24 protein-coding genes are annotated in these 17,659 nt (G+C 36.8%); all 24 read left to right on the plus strand.

Annotated elements, in window-relative coordinates; genetic code table 11:
• The first annotated feature begins 7 nt into the window (after positions 1-7).
• The 24 genes from G8Y85_RS08315 (at position 8) to G8Y85_RS08425 (ending at position 17,656) form a co-directional block, all read left to right on the plus strand.
• Positions 8-301, plus strand: a complete 294-nt coding sequence (locus tag G8Y85_RS08315) for a hypothetical protein (protein ID WP_455769991.1) — start codon at positions 8-10, stop codon at positions 299-301.
• Positions 302-811 carry a dUTP diphosphatase gene (locus tag G8Y85_RS08320; RefSeq protein WP_165805679.1) on the plus strand — a complete coding sequence of 170 codons (510 nt, stop codon included), beginning with the start codon at positions 302-304 and terminating at the stop codon, positions 809-811. It abuts the gene before it with no gap.
• 42 nt (positions 812-853) lie between these two features.
• Positions 854-1,084, plus strand: coding sequence for a hypothetical protein (locus G8Y85_RS08325; RefSeq protein WP_165804973.1), 231 nt, complete (start codon positions 854-856; stop codon positions 1,082-1,084).
• Positions 1,085-1,203: 119 nt separating this feature from the next.
• Positions 1,204-1,368: a hypothetical protein gene (locus G8Y85_RS08330; RefSeq protein ID WP_165805680.1), complete on the plus strand. Its 165-nt coding sequence runs from the start codon at positions 1,204-1,206 to the stop codon at positions 1,366-1,368.
• On the plus strand, positions 1,355-1,750 hold the full coding sequence (locus G8Y85_RS08335; RefSeq protein ID WP_165805681.1) for a helix-turn-helix domain-containing protein: 396 nt from the start codon (positions 1,355-1,357) through the stop codon (positions 1,748-1,750). The genes G8Y85_RS08330 and G8Y85_RS08335 overlap by 14 nt, the downstream gene beginning before the upstream one ends.
• The gene (locus G8Y85_RS08340) at positions 1,750-2,169 is read left to right on the plus strand and encodes a transcriptional regulator (protein ID WP_165804976.1); all 420 of its coding nucleotides are present in this window, start codon (positions 1,750-1,752) and stop codon (positions 2,167-2,169) included. The genes G8Y85_RS08335 and G8Y85_RS08340 overlap by 1 nt, the downstream gene beginning before the upstream one ends.
• A gap of 463 nt (positions 2,170-2,632) precedes the next feature.
• Entirely contained in the window at positions 2,633-3,127 is a 495-nt protein-coding gene (locus G8Y85_RS08345) for a terminase small subunit (RefSeq protein ID WP_165805682.1), read from the plus strand.
• Positions 3,120-4,343, plus strand: coding sequence for a PBSX family phage terminase large subunit (locus tag G8Y85_RS08350; RefSeq protein ID WP_165805683.1), 1,224 nt, complete (start codon positions 3,120-3,122; stop codon positions 4,341-4,343). Before G8Y85_RS08345 ends, G8Y85_RS08350 begins: the two co-directional genes overlap by 8 nt.
• Positions 4,340-5,770 (plus strand): phage portal protein, encoded by a 1,431-nt coding sequence (locus tag G8Y85_RS08355; protein ID WP_165805716.1) that lies wholly within the window; start codon positions 4,340-4,342, stop codon positions 5,768-5,770. Before G8Y85_RS08350 ends, G8Y85_RS08355 begins: the two co-directional genes overlap by 4 nt.
• Entirely contained in the window at positions 5,733-6,686 is a 954-nt protein-coding gene (locus G8Y85_RS08360; protein ID WP_165805684.1) for a phage head morphogenesis protein, read from the plus strand. Before G8Y85_RS08355 ends, G8Y85_RS08360 begins: the two co-directional genes overlap by 38 nt.
• A gap of 1 nt (position 6,687) precedes the next feature.
• Positions 6,688-6,822: a hypothetical protein gene (locus tag G8Y85_RS12460; protein WP_280752834.1), complete on the plus strand. Its 135-nt coding sequence runs from the start codon at positions 6,688-6,690 to the stop codon at positions 6,820-6,822.
• 198 nt (positions 6,823-7,020) lie between these two features.
• The gene (locus tag G8Y85_RS08365) at positions 7,021-7,605 is read left to right on the plus strand and encodes a DUF4355 domain-containing protein (RefSeq protein WP_165805685.1); all 585 of its coding nucleotides are present in this window, start codon (positions 7,021-7,023) and stop codon (positions 7,603-7,605) included.
• A gap of 16 nt (positions 7,606-7,621) precedes the next feature.
• Entirely contained in the window at positions 7,622-8,557 is a 936-nt protein-coding gene (locus tag G8Y85_RS08370; protein ID WP_165805169.1) for a phage major capsid protein, read from the plus strand.
• Positions 8,550-8,693: a hypothetical protein gene (locus G8Y85_RS08375; RefSeq protein ID WP_165805170.1), complete on the plus strand. Its 144-nt coding sequence runs from the start codon at positions 8,550-8,552 to the stop codon at positions 8,691-8,693. Before G8Y85_RS08370 ends, G8Y85_RS08375 begins: the two co-directional genes overlap by 8 nt.
• A gap of 5 nt (positions 8,694-8,698) precedes the next feature.
• Positions 8,699-9,049, plus strand: coding sequence for a head-tail connector protein (locus G8Y85_RS08380; protein ID WP_165805686.1), 351 nt, complete (start codon positions 8,699-8,701; stop codon positions 9,047-9,049).
• Positions 9,050-9,059: 10 nt separating this feature from the next.
• Positions 9,060-9,395: a phage head closure protein gene (locus G8Y85_RS08385; RefSeq protein ID WP_103346100.1), complete on the plus strand. Its 336-nt coding sequence runs from the start codon at positions 9,060-9,062 to the stop codon at positions 9,393-9,395.
• Positions 9,382-9,789 (plus strand): HK97-gp10 family putative phage morphogenesis protein, encoded by a 408-nt coding sequence (locus tag G8Y85_RS08390; protein ID WP_165805687.1) that lies wholly within the window; start codon positions 9,382-9,384, stop codon positions 9,787-9,789. The genes G8Y85_RS08385 and G8Y85_RS08390 overlap by 14 nt, the downstream gene beginning before the upstream one ends.
• Before the next feature lie 12 nt (positions 9,790-9,801).
• A complete protein-coding gene (locus tag G8Y85_RS08395) occupies positions 9,802-10,224 on the plus strand; it encodes a DUF3168 domain-containing protein (RefSeq protein ID WP_165805688.1) in 423 nt (140 codons plus the stop codon).
• Between the two features lie 3 nt (positions 10,225-10,227).
• Positions 10,228-10,770, plus strand: a complete 543-nt coding sequence (locus tag G8Y85_RS08400; protein WP_103346103.1) for a phage tail protein — start codon at positions 10,228-10,230, stop codon at positions 10,768-10,770.
• Between the two features lie 63 nt (positions 10,771-10,833).
• Positions 10,834-11,337, plus strand: a complete 504-nt coding sequence (locus tag G8Y85_RS08405) for a tail assembly chaperone (protein ID WP_165805689.1) — start codon at positions 10,834-10,836, stop codon at positions 11,335-11,337.
• A 50-nt stretch (positions 11,338-11,387) separates the two neighbouring features.
• The gene (locus G8Y85_RS08410) at positions 11,388-11,666 is read left to right on the plus strand and encodes a hypothetical protein (protein WP_240928913.1); all 279 of its coding nucleotides are present in this window, start codon (positions 11,388-11,390) and stop codon (positions 11,664-11,666) included.
• A 3-nt stretch (positions 11,667-11,669) separates the two neighbouring features.
• On the plus strand, positions 11,670-14,843 hold the full coding sequence (locus G8Y85_RS08415) for a phage tail protein (RefSeq protein WP_165805690.1): 3,174 nt from the start codon (positions 11,670-11,672) through the stop codon (positions 14,841-14,843).
• Between the two features lie 12 nt (positions 14,844-14,855).
• Complete coding sequence (locus tag G8Y85_RS08420) at positions 14,856-15,791, plus strand: phage tail family protein (protein WP_165805691.1); 936 nt, start codon at positions 14,856-14,858, stop codon at positions 15,789-15,791.
• A gap of 11 nt (positions 15,792-15,802) precedes the next feature.
• Positions 15,803-17,656, plus strand: coding sequence for an SGNH/GDSL hydrolase family protein (locus G8Y85_RS08425; protein WP_165805692.1), 1,854 nt, complete (start codon positions 15,803-15,805; stop codon positions 17,654-17,656).
• Positions 17,657-17,659 lie beyond the last annotated feature (3 nt).

The following is a 17,659-nucleotide window of genomic DNA, read 5'->3' on the forward strand; positions in this document are numbered from 1 at the left end:
AGCACTTTTGATCGGTTTAATAGCATACCCTATTGCAGCATATAATCACACACAAGAATTTAAAGGAACTATTACTGAAAAGTATAACAAGCGAACTAATGAAGAAGATAAGTTTTACATCGTGTTAGATGATAAAACAGTAATTGAGAATTCAGATTTACTTTTTAAAGGTAAGTTTGACAGCGCAGATATACAACCGAAGTTGAAAGTCGGAAATAAAGTGAAGATAAAAACGGTAGGATACAGAATACGTATATTAAGTCTTTATCCAGTTCTATATGAATACAAGGAGGACAAATAAATGGAACAATTACAAATTAAATTATTATCGAAAAACGCAACACTACCAACACGCAACCATTCAACAGATGCTGGGTTTGATATTTACGCAGCAGAAACAGTAATACTCGAACCGCAAGAGAAAGCGTTAATTGCTACTGACATAGCTGTGAATATTCCAAAAGGATACGTTGGATTACTAACTAGTAGAAGTGGTGTGAGTAGTGATACGCATCTTGTTATCGAGACAGGCAAGATTGACGCGGGCTACCAAGGTCATATGCAAATTAATATTAAGAATGATCATGAAAATAACGGGGCGGAAACAATTTTAAAACGTGATTTGAAAGACAAAATAATCATAGAAGATGGACGCCATTTGTATAAACAAGGTACTTATCAAATCAACAAAGGCGAAAAACTCGCACAGTTAGTTATTGTGCCTATCGTTACACCAGAGTTACAGGAAGTGAAGAAATTTGATGATGTATCAGCAAGAGGAGAAAAAGGTTTCGGATCATCAGGAATCTAGTAGTAAAGACATATTAGAACGTGTGAAGGAAGTGTTGAGGAAATGAATAAGATATTCAATAAGTTAGCCGAAGATAATAGGTCATTTGATTGGAATTATGACGGTGAAAGAGAATCAATAAACATATTTATTGATGACGGTAAGGAAATTGAAATTGTGAAGACAACACAAGGGTATGACGTGTTTATGCCGAGTGACAAACCATTCGTACCACCAACTCAATTTAAAAAGGTAACAGAAGAAGAAGTGTTGAAACTTTTAGGTTATGAATAAGGAGTGATCATATGAAATATATATTACACACACTGGTAACGATTCTAATTTACGAGGGTGCTAAGGCATTGATGAATGATATGTACCTACAAGATGAAGTTGATACGGAGGAATATTAGATGTGGTGGATTATATTGTTTATCGTATACACATTATTACTTGTGGGATTTATCGCAGAAAATGCACAGCTTAAAGGTAAGCTAGAGGCTAGGGAATACGAAAAGCGAGTGTTAGAAAGTAGATTAAGACACTTTGAGGGGGATAGATTGAATGACGTTAAATGAATATCTTAAACATCTAAGGATAAAAAAAGGTATCAAATTAAGAGAATTTGCCAAAATTATCAATTATTCACACGGACACGTGAGTAGGATAGAAAATGGGAAAACTACATTCAATAAAGATTTTCTTTCGAAATTCATAAAAGCAGTTAGCAACAACAAGAATGAATTCAATTTAATTCAAAAAATAATTCGAGATGATTATGGTATCGAAGTAGAAGATATAGATTTCGTTGCGCATACTAGTAAAAGAAAAAAACCAATATCACTTAACAATATGGTAGGTCAAGAATTCGAAATTGATGGAGTTGTTTTAACAAATGAAGAAATGAGATTTATCATATCTATGGCAAGAAGTTACAGGGAATTTAAGGGAGGGATTTAATGACGTTGCAATTAGAGAAATTTGACTATAAAAAGTTGGAGGATTATATTGAACGTTTTGACCATTACAAACGAGAACTTAAATTTAGAGAATATGAGATACTATCTAACCACGAACCAATTAATCCAGACGGTGGCAGACCTAACATTATCGGCAGACCCACCGAAGATCAAGTTATTAAGTTAAATAGAGATAGTCTGTACAGAAGATTATATGATGTTGTAAAAGGTACTGAAGAATTTTTAATCCAATGTGATGATTTTACACTAGAACTATTTAGACTTAAGTATTGGGATAAACCCGCAGACTGTAACACTTGGGATGATATAGCTGAAAGGTATCATTACAGTAAAACATCTATTCTAAGATGGCGAACTGCACAATTAGATAAACTAGCTAAGAAGATAGGTTATTTGTGAAAAAACGGACTTTTTGTATATGGAAGTCCACTAAAAAAGGCGATATTATGGTAGTGTGCTTAATATATAGGTACTACGACTACCTAATTAATAAGCACTGCGATGACTGACATTTTCCCTCCTTTCAAAATATGTGGTTTCATCTGTTTAGTGAAGTTGATTAGTAACTAGACTAGGCGTCCAGAGCAACTGGGCGTCTTACTTTATACTGATATGAGTGTATAACCTATGTGTTTCACTCCATTTCAGGAAATCGAGTAAGCGTTTATCATATATGTGTTGCGCACTCGATAGCCTAACCGTCTATCTGTTGGGTAGGCGGTATACATTCATATGAGTGTAAAACTCAAATAGATTAGAGTAAAACATAATCAATTAGGCGCTGTTACCCTTTGCAGCGTCTTTTTTTATATTTAAATTTATAGAGTAATTAACGTAAAGGCGTGTGATACAGTGAAAAGAATTGACTAAATTAACGCATAAACAAGAGCAATTTGTACTAGGACTCATAGAGGGCAAAAGCCAACGGAAAGCATATATTGACGCAGGGTATTCGACTAAAGGATTATCCGAAATGCAAATAGATTCGAAAGCCTCGATAGTAGCAAAAATAGGAAAGGTTTCGGAAAGGTACGAAGAGTTGCGTCAAGAAGTAGTTGAACAATCAAAATGGACACGCCAAAAGGCTTTTGAAGAGTATGAGTGGTTAAAGAATGTAGCTAAAAACGACATTAATGACAAAGGTTTGAAGAAATCATCTGCTGACGCGTTTGTAGCTGGCTTAGATGGTATGAATAGAATGATGTTAGGTAATGAAAAACTAGCTAATAAGAAGATCGAAACAGAAATTAAGATGCTCGAGAAGAAAATCGAACAAATGGATAAAGGTGATGGCGGTACCGAAGACAAGATTCGCCAATTACAAGACGCTATCACGGATGTGATCTCTAGTGAGTAAATTAAAAAACCTCTACACAGAAAAGCAAATAGAGATATTGAAAGAGACGCAAAAAAGAGATTGGTTCATGCTAATCAATCATGGAGCTAAACGTACAGGTAAGACGATATTAAACAACGATTTATTTTTGCGCGAATTGATACGTGTTAGAAAGATAGCCGATGAAGAAGGTGTAGAGAGACCTCAATACATTCTAGCGGGAGCTACATTAGGCACGATTCAAAAGAACGTATTGATAGAGCTCACGAACAAATACGGGTTAGAGTTTAACTTCGATAAGTATAATTCTTTCACATTGTTTGGTGTGCAAGTGGTGCAAACAGGTCACAGCAAAGTGAGTGGTATTGGCGCTATACGTGGTATGACTTCGTACGGTGCATATATCAACGAAGCGTCACTTGCACATGAAGAAGTGTTTGATGAGATTAAATCGCGTTGTAGTGGATTGGGTGCAAGGATATTAGTCGATACGAACCCCGACCACCCTGAACATTGGTTGCTAAAAGATTATATAGAGAACACAGACCCTAAAGCTGGTATATTGAGTTATCAATATAAACTCGATGACAACACATTTTTAAATGATAGATATAAAGAGTCTATTAAAGCGTCAACGCCTTCAGGAATGTTCTATGAAAGGAATATCAACGGTAAGTGGGTATCGGGGGATGGGGTTGTATATGCCGACTTTGATTTAAATCAGAATACCATTACCTATGATGATTTAATTAAAGTACCTATTAAAGAGTATTTTGCTGGTGTCGACTGGGGATTTGAACATTATGGTTCTATTGTGTTAATGGGCAGAGGTATCGATGGTAACTTTTACTTTATCGAAGAACATGCACACCAGTTTAAATTCATTGAGGATTGGGTGGATATAGCTAAAGGTATCGTTGTGAAGTATGGCAATATTAACTTTTATTGTGATACTGCCAGACCAGAACATATAACAGATTTTAGGCGGCACGGATTAAGGGCGATAAATGGGGATAAAAGTAAGTTGTCAGGCATTGAAGAAATAGCTAAGTTATTCAAACAAAATAAATTATTTGTTCTGTATGATCATATGGATAGATTTAAGAAAGAGATATACAAATACGTTTGGCACCCAACTAATGGGGAGCCTATCAAAGAGTTTGACGACGTGTTAGACGCGTTGAGATACGCAATATACACACATACTAAACCCGAAAGATTAAGGAGGGCAAGATAACGTTGTACAAAATTATTGATGACATTAAGCAGCAAGGTGTATTACCTAAGCATTTAGAAGCATTAATCGAGTCACATAAAGATGACAGAGAACGTATGATTAACTTGTATAACAGATACAAGACACACATTGACTATGTCCCAATATTTAAACGAAGTCCGGTTGCGGAGAAAGAAGATTTTGAACGAGGCGGAAATGTTAGACGTTTAGATGTCACAATCAATAACAAACTTAATAACTCGTTTGATAGTGAAATTGTAGATACACGTGTAGGTTACTTACATGGTGTACCTATAACTTATGATTTGGACGAAAACTCAACTAAGAATGAGAAGTTAAAAGAGTTTATCGCAAACTTTATTATCCGTAACAATGTAGATGATGAAGATTCTGAAATGGGTAAGATGGCTGCTATTTGTGGCTATGGAGCCAGATTATCTTATATAGATAAAAGTGGAGAAGTAAGAATAAAGAATATAGATCCTTTCAATGTAGTGTTTGTTGGCGACAACATATTAGAACCTACATACTCGTTGCGTTACTTTTATGAAAAAGACGACGATAACGGCACAGAATATGTCTATGCAGAATTTTACGACGACACTTACTATTACGTATTCCGTGGCGAAGGTATAGATGCGTTACAAGAAGTTGGGCGTTATGAACATCTATTCGATTACAATCCGTTGTTTGGTGTACCTAACAACAAAGAAATGATAGGCGACGCAGAGAAAGTAATTCATTTGATAGATGCCTACGACTTAACGATGAGTGATGCATCGAGTGAAATCAGTCAGACGCGTCTAGCATACCTTGTGTTACGTGGTATGGGTATGAGTGAAGAAATGATTCAAGAGACGCAAAAGAGTGGCGCATTCGAGCTGTTCGACAAGGATATGGATGTTAAGTACCTAACTAAAGACGTAAATGATGGAATGATTGAGAATCATTTAGATCGTATCGAAAAAAATATCATGCGTTTTGCTAAATCAGTTAATTTCAATTCTGATGAGTTTAATGGCAATGTGCCTATCATTGGCATGAAGTTAAAGCTAATGGCTTTAGAGAATAAATGTATGACCTTTGAACGTAAGATGACAGCAATGTTACGTTACCAATTTAAAGTAATCTTGTCAGCGTTGAAACGTAAGGGTTATAACGTCGATGACGATAGCTATTTAGACATCATCTTTAAGTTCACACGTAATATACCAGTAAATAAACTCGAAGAATCACAGGTATTAATTAACTTGAGGGGTCAAGTGTCTGAACGTACTAGACTAGGGCAATCACAGTTAGTTGATGACGTTGATTATGAGTTAGATGAAATGGAACGAGACAACTTTGAAATGAACAGTAAATTGCCTGATATAAACGAGGGTGACGCTAATGGCAGAGCGCAAGATAACAAACCAGAAACAAATTGACGATTACATTGAACAACTAATTGCTAAGTCAGAAAAGCCGATAGAAGTGTTATTTGCTAAAAGATTGAAAGTTATCAATCAAGAATTAGCAGGTATGTTTGAAAAGTACCAATCAGATGACCCTCATGTGACGTGGACAGAATTTAATAAATACAATCGTTTGAATAAAGAGCTTGTACGCATCGGAGAAATGATAACTGAAGATTATAACAAAGTAGCTAAATCTATTAAACAGACTCAACATAATGCTTACATCGAGAAGTATATGATGAGTCTTTATTTGTATGAAATGGCTAGTCAATCGTCAATGCGGTTTGATGTACCTACAGCTTCTGTTATTAACAAAGCAATAGAGCAACCGATAGAGTTTATACGCTTAGTACCAACGTTACAAAAATATCGTAATGAGGTGCTTAAACGTATTCGCATACACATTACGCAAGGGATTATGAGTGGTGAGGGTTACTCTAAGATAGCCAAAGCTTTACGTGATGATTTGGGCATGGCTAAGGCTCAATCGTTGCGTGTGGCACGTGCAGAGGCGGGCAGAGCAATGTCACAAGCTGGATTAGACAGTGCAATGGTGGTTAAAGACAACGGTTTTAAGATGAAAAAGCGTTGGTCTGCTACAAAAGACACTCGCACACGTGACACACATCGTCATTTAGATGGTCAGTCAGTGGATATAGATGACAACTTTAAATCTAGTGGTTGTGTAGGTCCTGCTCCACATCTATTTGTTGGTGTAGCAAGTGCCAAAGAGAATATTAACTGCCGTTGTAAGCTGTTGTATTACATTGACGAAGATGATTTACCTGGTGTAATGCGAGTACGTAATGATGATGGAACAACCGAAGTAATCCCACACATGACCTATCGTGAGTGGGAGAAGATGAAACGAAAAGGTGGTAAATAATATGGAACGTAATACAGTGAATATTGATTTAGTGGATTATAATGAATTGCTTATTAAAGCTAGAAAATACGATGAAATTAAACAAAATGGATATACACCAGATTATGTTTTTTTCCTAAAGAAAGACCCGTTGTAAACATAAGAGTTAAAAATGAGGCAGATATTCCTGCTATTAAAACATATATTGAAGAAGAAAATGCAAAAAACGTTGATTTTGGAATTAAGTAGCTAGCACCTTACTGCTCGACCTAAAGTATGTCGTTAAACTGCTTTTTTATTATGCACTTTTCGGACTATTACGGTACGCAAAGGGCGAAAAAAGGAGCAATGATATATGAATGTCGAGGATATTAAGTCGTACTTTGAAGAACACAAAGACGACAAAGACGTAAAAGAGTATCTAAGTGGACTTAAGACGGTGTCTGTTGATGACGTTAAAGGCTTTTTAGATACAGAAGAAGGTAAACGATTTATTCAACCTGAATTAGATCGTTACCACACAAAAGGTTTGGAGTCTTGGAAAGAGAAGAACCTTGAGAGCTTGATTGAGAAAGAAGTACAAAAACGCAATCCTGAACAATCAGAAGAACAAAAGCGAATTAGCGCACTTGAAAAAGAGCTAGAGAAACGTGACGCAGAGGCTAAACGCGAGAAGTTAAGAAGTTATGCATTAGGTAAAGCTCAAGAAATGAACCTACCATCATCATTGGTAGACAGATTCTTAGGTGATTCTGATGAAGATACTGAAGCAAATTTAAAAGCGCTTAAAGAAACTTTCGATAAGTATGTCAAAGAAGGCGTTGAGTCTAAATTTAAATCAAGTGGACGAGATGTTCGAGAGGCTCAAGACAACGAGGTGGACTTATCCAATGTTAAGTCAATCGAAGAAATGGCACGAGAAATTAATATCAGAAAATAAAGTGAGGTAATAAAATATGGCAACTCCAACGTACACTCCGGCTAATGTTATTTTGTCGGATTTTAAAAATGGTGTAATTCCAGCAGAACAAGGCACGTTAATTATGAAAGAGATTATGGCAAATTCAGCCATCATGAAGTTAGCTAAAAATGAGCCAATGACAGCACAAAAGAAAAAGTTTACTTACTTAGCTAAAGGCGTAGGTGCTTATTGGGTTTCGGAAACTGAACGTATTCAAACTTCTAAACCTGAATATGCGCAAGCAGAAATGGAAGCTAAAAAAATCGGTGTAATCATTCCATTATCAAAAGAATTCTTGAAATGGACTGCAAAGGATTTCTTCAACGAAGTTAAACCTTTAATTGCAGAAGCATTCTACAAAGCGTTTGACCAAGCTGTAATCTTTGGTACTAAATCACCTTATAATACAGCAACGAGTGGTAAACCTTTAGTTACTGGCGCTACAGAAAAAGGAAATGTTGTTACTGATACAAATGACTTATATGTAGATTTGTCCGCATTAATGGCAACTATTGAGGATGAAGAATTAGATCCTAACGGCGTATTAACTACACGTTCATTCCGTAGCAAGATGCGTAACGCATTAGATGCCAATAAACACCCTTTATTCGATGCGAATGGTAACGAAATTATGGGATTACCTTTATCTTACACAGGTGCTGATGTATTCGATAAGAAACAATCATTAGCATTAATGGGTGACTGGGACTATGCACGTTACGGTATCTTACAAGGCATTGAATATGCTATTTCTGAAGATGCAACGTTAACTACATTACAAGCATCTGATGCGTCAGACCAACCAGTGTCATTATTCGAACGTGATATGTTCGCATTACGTGCAACTATGCATATCGCTTACATGAATGTTAAACCTGAAGCTTTTGCAACGTTAAAGCCAAAAGATGTTGGGAGTGGTTTAGGTGTCTAATAAAGCAGAAGAAATTAAAGTTAAAAAAGATGATGACACTATCACAGTAACTAGAAAGGCATTTGAAGCATATTATAGCCACGTTGGTTACGAAGAGGTTAAAACACGACGTACAGCGTCTAAAAAGAGTGAGTGATAAGTATGACTCTTTATGAAGACATTAAACTTCTCCTTAAGAAAAACGGTGTTGAAATCAAACCCGAAGAAGAAGATTTATTTAAGATGGAAGTTGATGGAATACTAGAAGATGTTAGGGATGTAACTAACAATGATTTCATTAAAGACGGACAAATTGTTTATCCTTACCCAATCAAAAAATACGTTGCAGACGTGCTTGAGTATTATCAACGACCTGAAGTCAAAAGAAATTTAAAATCGAGAAGCATGGGGACGGTGTCGTACACGTATAACGACGGCGTCCCTGATTATATTAGTGGCGTTTTAAATAGATATAAGCGCGCTAAATTCCATGTTTTTAAATCATTAAGATAGGGGTGATGCTGTGTTTGATCCATACAACGAATTCCCACATACCATTTCGATAGGTTCTATCAAAAAGGTTGGGGAATATCCATATATAAAAGAGCGCTTTGTAAGCGAAAAACAAATTAACGGCTTTATGGACACACCTAGCACATCCGAACAACTTAAATTCCACCAAATGTCTCAAGAATACGATAGGAACTTATATGTACCGTATGACCTGCCAATCGCTACCAATAATTTATTTGAATATGAGGGCAGAATCTACGGTATAGTAGGAGATTCCATTGACCAAGGTGGACAACACGAAATAAAAATGTACAGACTTAAACAGGCGCCTTATGGCAAAGGTTAAATTCGGTGCAGATTCAATAGTTGTCGACCTTGAAAAGTATTCTAAAGACATGGAGAAATGGGTTAAGAAAGGTATCGCTAAAACGACCCTTAAGATTTACAACACAGCGATTCACTTAATGCCAGTTGATACTGGGTTCTTAAGACAATCGACTACTGTTGATTTTGAAAATGGTGGATTTACTGGTGTTGTAAAAATAGGCAGTAGCTACGCTGTGTACGTCAATTACGGTACAGGAATATATGCCACAAAAGGTAGTAGAGCGCACAAGATACCATGGACTTATAAAGACCCTAACGGTAAATGGCATACGACATACGGACAAATGCCACAGCCGTTTTGGGAACCTGCAATTGACGCTGGACGTCAGACGTTTGAGCGTTACTTTTCATAGAGGTGGTTAAATATGTGGGTATCAGTTGAACCTGAACTTACAGTACAAATATATAAACGGTTGAAATCAAGCCCTATCATTAACAAATTCGTTGGTGATAGGGTTTTTGATGTAGTTCAAGAGGACGCTGTTTACCCATATATTATTGTGGGTGAATCTAACGTCACTAATAACGAATCAAGCGCTATGATGAGAGAAACAGTCGGTATTGTTATCCACGTTTACTCACAATTTGCTACGCAACATGAGGCAAAATTAATCATTAGTGCAATTGGTTACGAATTGAACAGACCAATCGAAATAGAAAATTACGAATTCCAATTTAGTCGTATTGATAGCCAAGCGGTATTTCCTGACATAGACAGGTTTACCAAGCACGGCACGATACGGCTTTTATTTAAGTACAGACATATAAAAAAGAATGAAGGAGTGTAATATATGGCGCAAAAAAGTTATTTAGCTGTAGTACGACCTGCCGACAGTAAATTAGATAAAGTAGACGCTTTATTACTTGCTGATTTACAAGAAGGCGGTTGGACTATTGAGAATGATTTAGCTGAAATTGTACGTGGCGGTAAGACGGATTATTCGTCTAATGCTACATCGGAAGAAATCAAATTGACAGTCGGGAATGTACCTGGTGATCCTGGCATTGAAGCGTTAAAAGCAGCCGCTAAAAAAGGCGGTCAAGTGCGTATTTGGCTATATGAACGTGTTAAACGCAAGGACGGTAAATACCACGGTGTGTTCGCTTATAGCGTTCCTGAATCTTTCGAAATGTCATTTGATGATGAGGATAACAAAATTGAATTAACGCTTAAAATCAAATGGAATACTGCGGAAGGCACAGAAGATAACCTTCCACCTGAATGGTTCGAGGCTGCAGGCGCACCAACTGTTGAATACGAAAGCTTTGGTGAGTACGTCGGCACTTATGAAGAAAAACAAAAAGCAAGTGTTTCATCAGGTTTGGAAGTTTAACTCAATATTAGGGGGGCATAAGCTCCCTATTTTTTATACAAAAAATGAAAAGAGGTATTTATTTTGACTGAGTTTAATCCGATTACGACACTAAATATTAATGATCAAGAAGTAGAAGCGAAAGCCACTTTCTTATTTGATAAAGTAGCTAAGAAATTCGCACAAGATAATGAAGATAAAGACGGAAAAAAGGTTACTACACCTGGTTTTACTGCAATCTACAACGGCATTTTAGAGCGTGATACAGATGCTATCGCGGACTTTTGGGAATGCGCTACAGCTTACTTAGGGAAGAATGCGCCTAGCCGTGAAGATATTGAGTTAGCTTTATTCAAAGTTATTGAGGATAAACAAGACACGATTGAGTTATTACAAGGCGCTTTAGATGTGATGAATAACAGCGGTTTTTTCAAGCAAAAATCACGTCTGTTCTGGGTGCAAATGAACGAGGCTCCGAATATGGCGAAAGAGGACGACAAAGAGATGACCAAATCGGGCATCAAGTTCATGAAAGACAATTTCAAAGAAATCATGGGCTCAGAACCTTACTCGACTATTCAAAAATAAGACAGTTAACCGGCAGATATATTGGTTATATACCTGAACAAGAGTTGCTTATGATGACGCCAAGTGAATGGCGTGATTGGATTATAGGCAGTCAAGAGAAGTATTTAGACCAACGTATGCTGGGTGTAGAAGCAGCACAAGCAAATGGTCTTGTGCAAGCTGGGAAACCTCTTAAAAGGATTACTAAAGACATTGAAAAACAACGTTATGAAATACATGAACCTGGTAGCTATAAACGCATACAACAAGCTAGGTTAGCTGAAGAAAAACGTAGACGTGAGTTGTTCAAAGAAGGTACAAGAAAGTTTTTAGAACAGAAAGGAGGTTAACTATTGGAAAGTAATTTTATGGTTAAAATCATGGCTGTAATGCGTGATTTTGAATCCAATATCCGTAAGGCGCAACGCATGGCTAAAACCGCTGTACCGAATGAAATTGAAACAGATGTCAAAGCGAACATTTCTCGATTCCAACGTGATTTACAACGTGCCAAAGCTATGGCTCAAAAAGGCATTGGGAATATTCGTTCGAAGATTGCTGTTGAAAGTGAAGAATTTAAACGCAAGGTGGCTGAAGCTAAAGCGTATTTAAATACCATGAAAAGACATAAGGTTGATTTGAAACTTAGCGATGAGGAATTGATGACTAAGTATGGTAAGGATAAAGCAACAATAGAAGCCTGGCGTAAACATGTTGTCGAACTTGATTTAGATACCAGTCCAGCATTAATGGCAGCTAAAGGTTTTGAGAAAAGCATGATTGACATTAATAAACATGTCTTTCATCAAGGGCGTTGGAGAATGCAGTTAGATGACGGATCGATAGGCAAGTTTGTAAAAACTATTGATAGAATAGGCCCTACAGCTAGAAATAATTTTGATAAATTAAGAGTTTATGGAATTAAAGCATTTCAATCAATTGGTCCTATTATGGACGACTTTAATAACAAAGTTGACGCGTTCGCATCCCGCATCAGAAGTTTTGCAACTGTGTTTTCGCAAACATTCAAAGGTCTAATGGTAGCTAGTGTGCAAGCGTTGATACCAATCATAGCTAGTTTAGTACCTGCATTAATGGCAGTATTAAATGCTGTTGGTGTATTAGGTGGTGGCGTATTAGGTTTAGCGGGTGCATTTAGTGTAGCTGGTGCAGGTGCTGTTGTATTTGGTGCAATGGCTATTAGCGCAATCAAGATGCTTAAAGACGGGACACTACAAGCCACAAAAGAAACACGTGCATATCAATCAGCATTGAATGGAGTTAAATCAACATGGCAAAGCATAATCAAGCAGAACCAGGCTCAAATATTTAACACATTGGCTAATGGATTGAACACAGTTAAAACAGCTTTAACGGCATTAAAGCCGTTTATAGCAGGCGTCTCACAATCCATGGAACAAGCGTCACAAAAGGTACTTAAGTGGGCGCAAAACAGTCAAACTGCCTCTAAATTCTTTAGTATGATGAATACAACTGGAGTTAAGACATTTAACGCATTATTAAGTGCAGCAGGACGTTTTGGAGATGGATTGGTTAACGTGTTTACGCAACTAGCTCCCTTATTCTTGTGGGTCGCACAAGGATTAGATAGTTTAGGCCAAAAATTTCAAAATTGGGCAAATAGTGTTGGTGGTCAAAATGCGATTAGATCATTTATCGAATACACTAAGACTAATTTACCTAAAATAGGTCAAATCTTCGGAAATGTATTTTTAGGTATTGGCAATTTGATGAGGGCATTCGCTCAAAATAGTAGTGGTATATTTGACGCATTAGTGCAAATGACTTCTAAATTCAGACAGTGGTCAGAAACTGTCGGGAATTCAGAAGGATTCAAAAAGTTTGTCGAGTACGTCCAACAAAACGGTCCAATCATCATGGATTTAATCGGAAATATTGTCAGAGCATTAGTAGCATTTGGTACTGCAATGGCACCTATTGCTAGTGTTGTTCTAAGAGTTATAACAGCTTTAACGGGATTTATAGCTAATTTATTTGAAACACATCCGGCAATTGCTAAATTAGTCGGGATAGCGGTTATGCTTGCAGGCGCGTTATGGTCATTATCAATGCCAATAATGTTAGTCCAATCTATACTTAGATATTTCGGTTTGTCATTTTTAGGAGTGATTGGCAATATCGCTCGTTTTATTTCTACGAGTGGTGTACTTTCCGGAGCATTAAATTTATTAAGAGGGGCTTTTACTTTCTTGATGAGTCCTATAGCTAACATTGGTAGGTTGTTGCCATTGTTAGGCACAGCATTTACTGCTTTAACAGGACCAATCGGAATTGCTATTGCTATTATAGGCGCGTTAGTGGGGGTTATTGTTTACCTATGGAAAACTAATGAAGATTTCCGAAATATGATTATCAATGCATGGAACGGAATTGTATCGGCCATTAGTGGCGCTGTAAGTTCTATCGTTAGCTGGTTTCAACAATTGTGGGCAAGCATTCAACAAACTTTACAACCAATTATGCCGATACTACAACAATTAGGTCAGATATTTATGCAAATTTTGGGTGTAGTTATCATGACTATTATCCAAAATCTAATAACAACATTTCAACTTTTATGGACAGTTATTTCTGTTGTGTTTACGGCTATAGGAGGAATCATATCCTCTGTGGTCCAAATTATTGTTGGATTATTTACCGCATTTATTCAATTGCTAACTGGTGACTTCTCAGGAGCGTGGCTAACCTTACAGAATACAATTTCAAACGTAATGAATACTGTTTGGAGTACATTAGTCTCAATTTGGAACCAAATTTCTAACTTCATATTCAGTATTTTAAACAGAATACTTGGCACTAACATCACAACTTGGGGTCAAATTTGGAGCGCGATTACAGGATTTGTGACCAGAATTTGGAATTCTGTTTCAACGTGGTTTACTAAGGTTGCTGTAACAGTGCTAACTAAAATGGTTCAAGCATATAACTACATCATGTCTAACGGTGCTAGATGGGTGTCTTCCATTTGGAATACAATGGTTAGCTTTGTAGCTAAAATCGTTAGTGGCTTTTTAGACGTTGTTAGTGAGATTGGCAATGGTATGTCACGTGGTTTAGATAAGATTAAAAGTTTCTTTGGTGATTTTATCTCCGCTGGAGTTGATTTAATTAGTAGCGTAGCAGAAGGTATTGCTAGTGCAGCGTGGAAAGTTGTTAGTGCGGTAGGTAACGCCATAGCTGACGCATGGGGCAATGTTACATCGTTTATATCCGGCCATGGTGGAGGCGCTATATCACAAGCCCAAATGCTAGCGTCTAGTGTTGGTGACGCGTTTAGCACAGAATTGTCATCCACTCTTACAGACGGAATGACTGGTATGGGTGGCGTTATGGATGCACACATGACAAAAGATGTGCAACACAGCATGCAAGAGAATAACCGACCTATTGTAAACATCGTTGTTAAAAATGAATCTGATTTACCAGCTATTAAATCTTATATTGAAGAAACAAACGCAAAGAACGCAAGCTTTGCATTAATGTAAGGGGGATATTAATTGATTGCGCATGATATAGAAATTGTTAAAAACAATAAGAAGTACCGTATCAGTAACAACCCCTTTACAAACGATGTATTGCGGGTTGTTTCTTATAATGTCGAAGGCGCGGGTTATGAACGTAAATTCGACAACGTAGAACGTATAAATGGTAGGTTTCACAATTCCACTATAGAAGAAAAGAAGGTCGTTAAACTCACCTTACGTTATGATGTGGATCGTATCGCATTTGCATCACATTTAAAGGCTGTTATACAAAACTTGTTTAGTGGCCATTTTTATTTGAGAGAATTAGCTACACCTGATAACAATATTAAATTCGAAAGTATCTTCTCGGATGAAAAGCAAGAATTCGAATTAGAATATGTTGATGGTAGGCAAATATATGTAGGTTTGGTAAACGAGGTTTCATTCGACACAGGACGTACTGGCGGGGAATTTACGTTAGATTTTGAAACTGTAGATTTACCTTATTTCGAAAGTATTGGGTATAGTACCGATTTAGAGGGTGACTCAAACATGGAGAAATGGGCGATACCCGACAGGCTTCCTTTTAATAGAAATGATTACAGACGGCAATACACATTCGAAAATGTCGCTTATGAAGATGTGTATTACAACGGTAGTGTGCCTATAAATCAATTTAACCAAGATAGCATCGTTGAAATCACACTAGGTAAGAATGTGAGTAAAAGCGACGATAAAGGTTTTACATTCTACATGTCTGAAAGTAATATGATTCAGATTAAAGGCTTAGAATTAAAAGCTGGTGACGTTATTAAATTAGACGGATTACACACATACCGTAACAATCTAAGAATTGATAATTATAATCGAACCTTAGAACAACCGGTATTAGTACCTGGTTGGAATCATTTCAAAATGAATCAAACAGTTCAAAAAATTGTGTTCAAACACAAAATTTACACACGTTAGGGGGTTATCCATTGCCTGTATTATTAAAAAGTCTACAAGGTGTAGGGACTACCCTCTACGTTGCTACAAAGACAAACCACAAATTAGCAGAAGATGGCACTTTAGAACTTGATATTGTTGAGAATAAATCGACGTTTGACGCCATTGGAGCAATAACTAAGATGTGGACGATCACACAAGTGGCTGGTCCTGAAGATTACAATGAATATCGAATAGTTGTACTTGATAAAACTTCTGTTGGTAACAAAGAGAAGTTGAGTATTAAGGCAAGGCTTGTAGAATTAGATGACTTAAATTCAATTAGAGTTTACGAAAAATACACAGGTAGTTTTACTGGTCAAAAATATTTCGATTTAGTGTTTAAAAACACTGGATATAAATATAAATTACACGAAAATGTAAAAGCTAGTAGGTTTGAAAATTTGGGTAATGCAGATACTAATTTAGACCTATTCAAAAAAGGTTTAGAACGATTTCATCTTGAGTACGATTATGATCCTAAGACTAAAACGTTTAATTTGTACGAGACAGTACAAAAAGAAGCGAACTATTTTATTAAAGCTGGTGTGAACGCGAACAATGTGAAGATACAAGAAGATTCAACGCAGTGCTATACGTTTATAAAAGGCTTTGGCGATTTCGAAGATCAACAATCATATGATGAGGCTAGTTTGCAATTTGAATATACCCACCCCCTCGCTGATTTAGTAGGCAAGCGTCACGCTCCACCTATTATAGATGGGCGCATGAAAAAAGAGGATTCACTAAAAAAAGCTATGGAATTAGCCATTGATGAAAGTATCAAGACGTCTATATCATTAGACTTCGTTTCGCTTAAACAGAAATTCCCGGAAGCTGACCCTAAAATAGGTGATGTTGTACGTGTGTCAGATGATTTAATCGGTTATAACGATGTTGTCCGCATTATCGAAATCACGACAGAACGTGACGCTTATAACAACATTGTAAAGCAAGACGTTGTATTGGGCGCTTTTACTATGGAAGATAGGTATAACAAAGCGGTTGCTAAGGCTGCCAATTATGCTAAGTCATTTAAATCTAATAATCCCGCTAAAGAAGCATTTGAATTGAGAGCGCAAACAAATGCTAACACTGCGACCAATCAACAAATATTGGATACTACAGGTAAGCTGAAAGACAAAGTTAATGCGGTTGACGGTAAAAGTGTAACGACTAAAAACGGAACCATTATACAAGACTTCACAAGTAAATCTAGTATTCGCAATTTAAAAGAGATTGGTACAATTGGAGACTCCGTCGCCAAAGGTAGTCTTGCAAAAGAAAATTTTACTCAAATGTTGTCTAAAAAGATAAAAGCTAAATACACAAATTTAGCGGTTAGCGGTGCGACAATGTCCACTGTTAAAGAAAATAGTATATATGACCAAGCTACAAAAATAACTGGAGACTTAATCATCGTACAAGGTACTGATGATGACTGGTTAGCAAATGTAGATATAGGCACTGATAAGACGAATGTAAAAACGTTTTACGGTGCCTTTTATAGTGCGATTGAAGTGATTAAAAAGAATAATCCTAAAGCGAAAATATTAGTTATGACAGCCACAAGACAATGTCCTATGGATGGTAATACAATCCGTCGTAAAGATACTGATAAAAACAAGCTAGGGCTTACGTTAGAGGATTACGTTAACGCTCAAGTAATCGCTTGTAATGAGTTAAACGTACCAGTATTCGATGCTTACCATTCAGAATACTTCAAACCATATAGCCCAGCGTTTAGAAAAGCTAGTATGCCTGACGGACTTCATCCTAATGAAAAAGGGCATGAGGTCATCATGTACGAGCTTATAAAAGATTATTACTTTTTCTATGATCAATAAGGA

Origin of the sequence: Staphylococcus sp. 11007852, from assembly GCF_011394325.1 — a bacterium.
In the GTDB taxonomy this organism is placed as follows: Bacteria; Bacillota; Bacilli; order Staphylococcales; family Staphylococcaceae; genus Staphylococcus; species Staphylococcus agnetis.

What these genes read in the sequence shown, in the direction of transcription:
- G8Y85_RS08320 (WP_165805679.1), top strand. Translation starts at nt 302, where the DNA reads ATGGAACAATTACAAATTAAATTATTATCGAAAAACGCAACACTACCA.
- G8Y85_RS08325 (WP_165804973.1), top strand. Translation starts at nt 854, where the DNA reads ATGAATAAGATATTCAATAAGTTAGCCGAAGATAATAGGTCATTTGAT.
- G8Y85_RS08330 (WP_165805680.1), top strand. Translation starts at nt 1,204, where the DNA reads ATGTGGTGGATTATATTGTTTATCGTATACACATTATTACTTGTGGGA.
- G8Y85_RS08335 (WP_165805681.1), top strand. Translation starts at nt 1,355, where the DNA reads ATGACGTTAAATGAATATCTTAAACATCTAAGGATAAAAAAAGGTATC.
- G8Y85_RS08340 (WP_165804976.1), top strand. Translation starts at nt 1,750, where the DNA reads ATGACGTTGCAATTAGAGAAATTTGACTATAAAAAGTTGGAGGATTAT.
- G8Y85_RS08360 (WP_165805684.1), top strand. Translation starts at nt 5,733, where the DNA reads ATGGCAGAGCGCAAGATAACAAACCAGAAACAAATTGACGATTACATT.
- G8Y85_RS12460 (WP_280752834.1), top strand. Translation starts at nt 6,688, where the DNA reads ATGGAACGTAATACAGTGAATATTGATTTAGTGGATTATAATGAATTG.
- G8Y85_RS08365 (WP_165805685.1), top strand. Translation starts at nt 7,021, where the DNA reads ATGAATGTCGAGGATATTAAGTCGTACTTTGAAGAACACAAAGACGAC.
- G8Y85_RS08370 (WP_165805169.1), top strand. Translation starts at nt 7,622, where the DNA reads ATGGCAACTCCAACGTACACTCCGGCTAATGTTATTTTGTCGGATTTT.
- G8Y85_RS08380 (WP_165805686.1), top strand. Translation starts at nt 8,699, where the DNA reads ATGACTCTTTATGAAGACATTAAACTTCTCCTTAAGAAAAACGGTGTT.
- G8Y85_RS08390 (WP_165805687.1), top strand. Translation starts at nt 9,382, where the DNA reads ATGGCAAAGGTTAAATTCGGTGCAGATTCAATAGTTGTCGACCTTGAA.
- G8Y85_RS08395 (WP_165805688.1), top strand. Translation starts at nt 9,802, where the DNA reads ATGTGGGTATCAGTTGAACCTGAACTTACAGTACAAATATATAAACGG.
- G8Y85_RS08400 (WP_103346103.1), top strand. Translation starts at nt 10,228, where the DNA reads ATGGCGCAAAAAAGTTATTTAGCTGTAGTACGACCTGCCGACAGTAAA.
- G8Y85_RS08410 (WP_240928913.1), top strand. Translation starts at nt 11,388, where the DNA reads ATGATGACGCCAAGTGAATGGCGTGATTGGATTATAGGCAGTCAAGAG.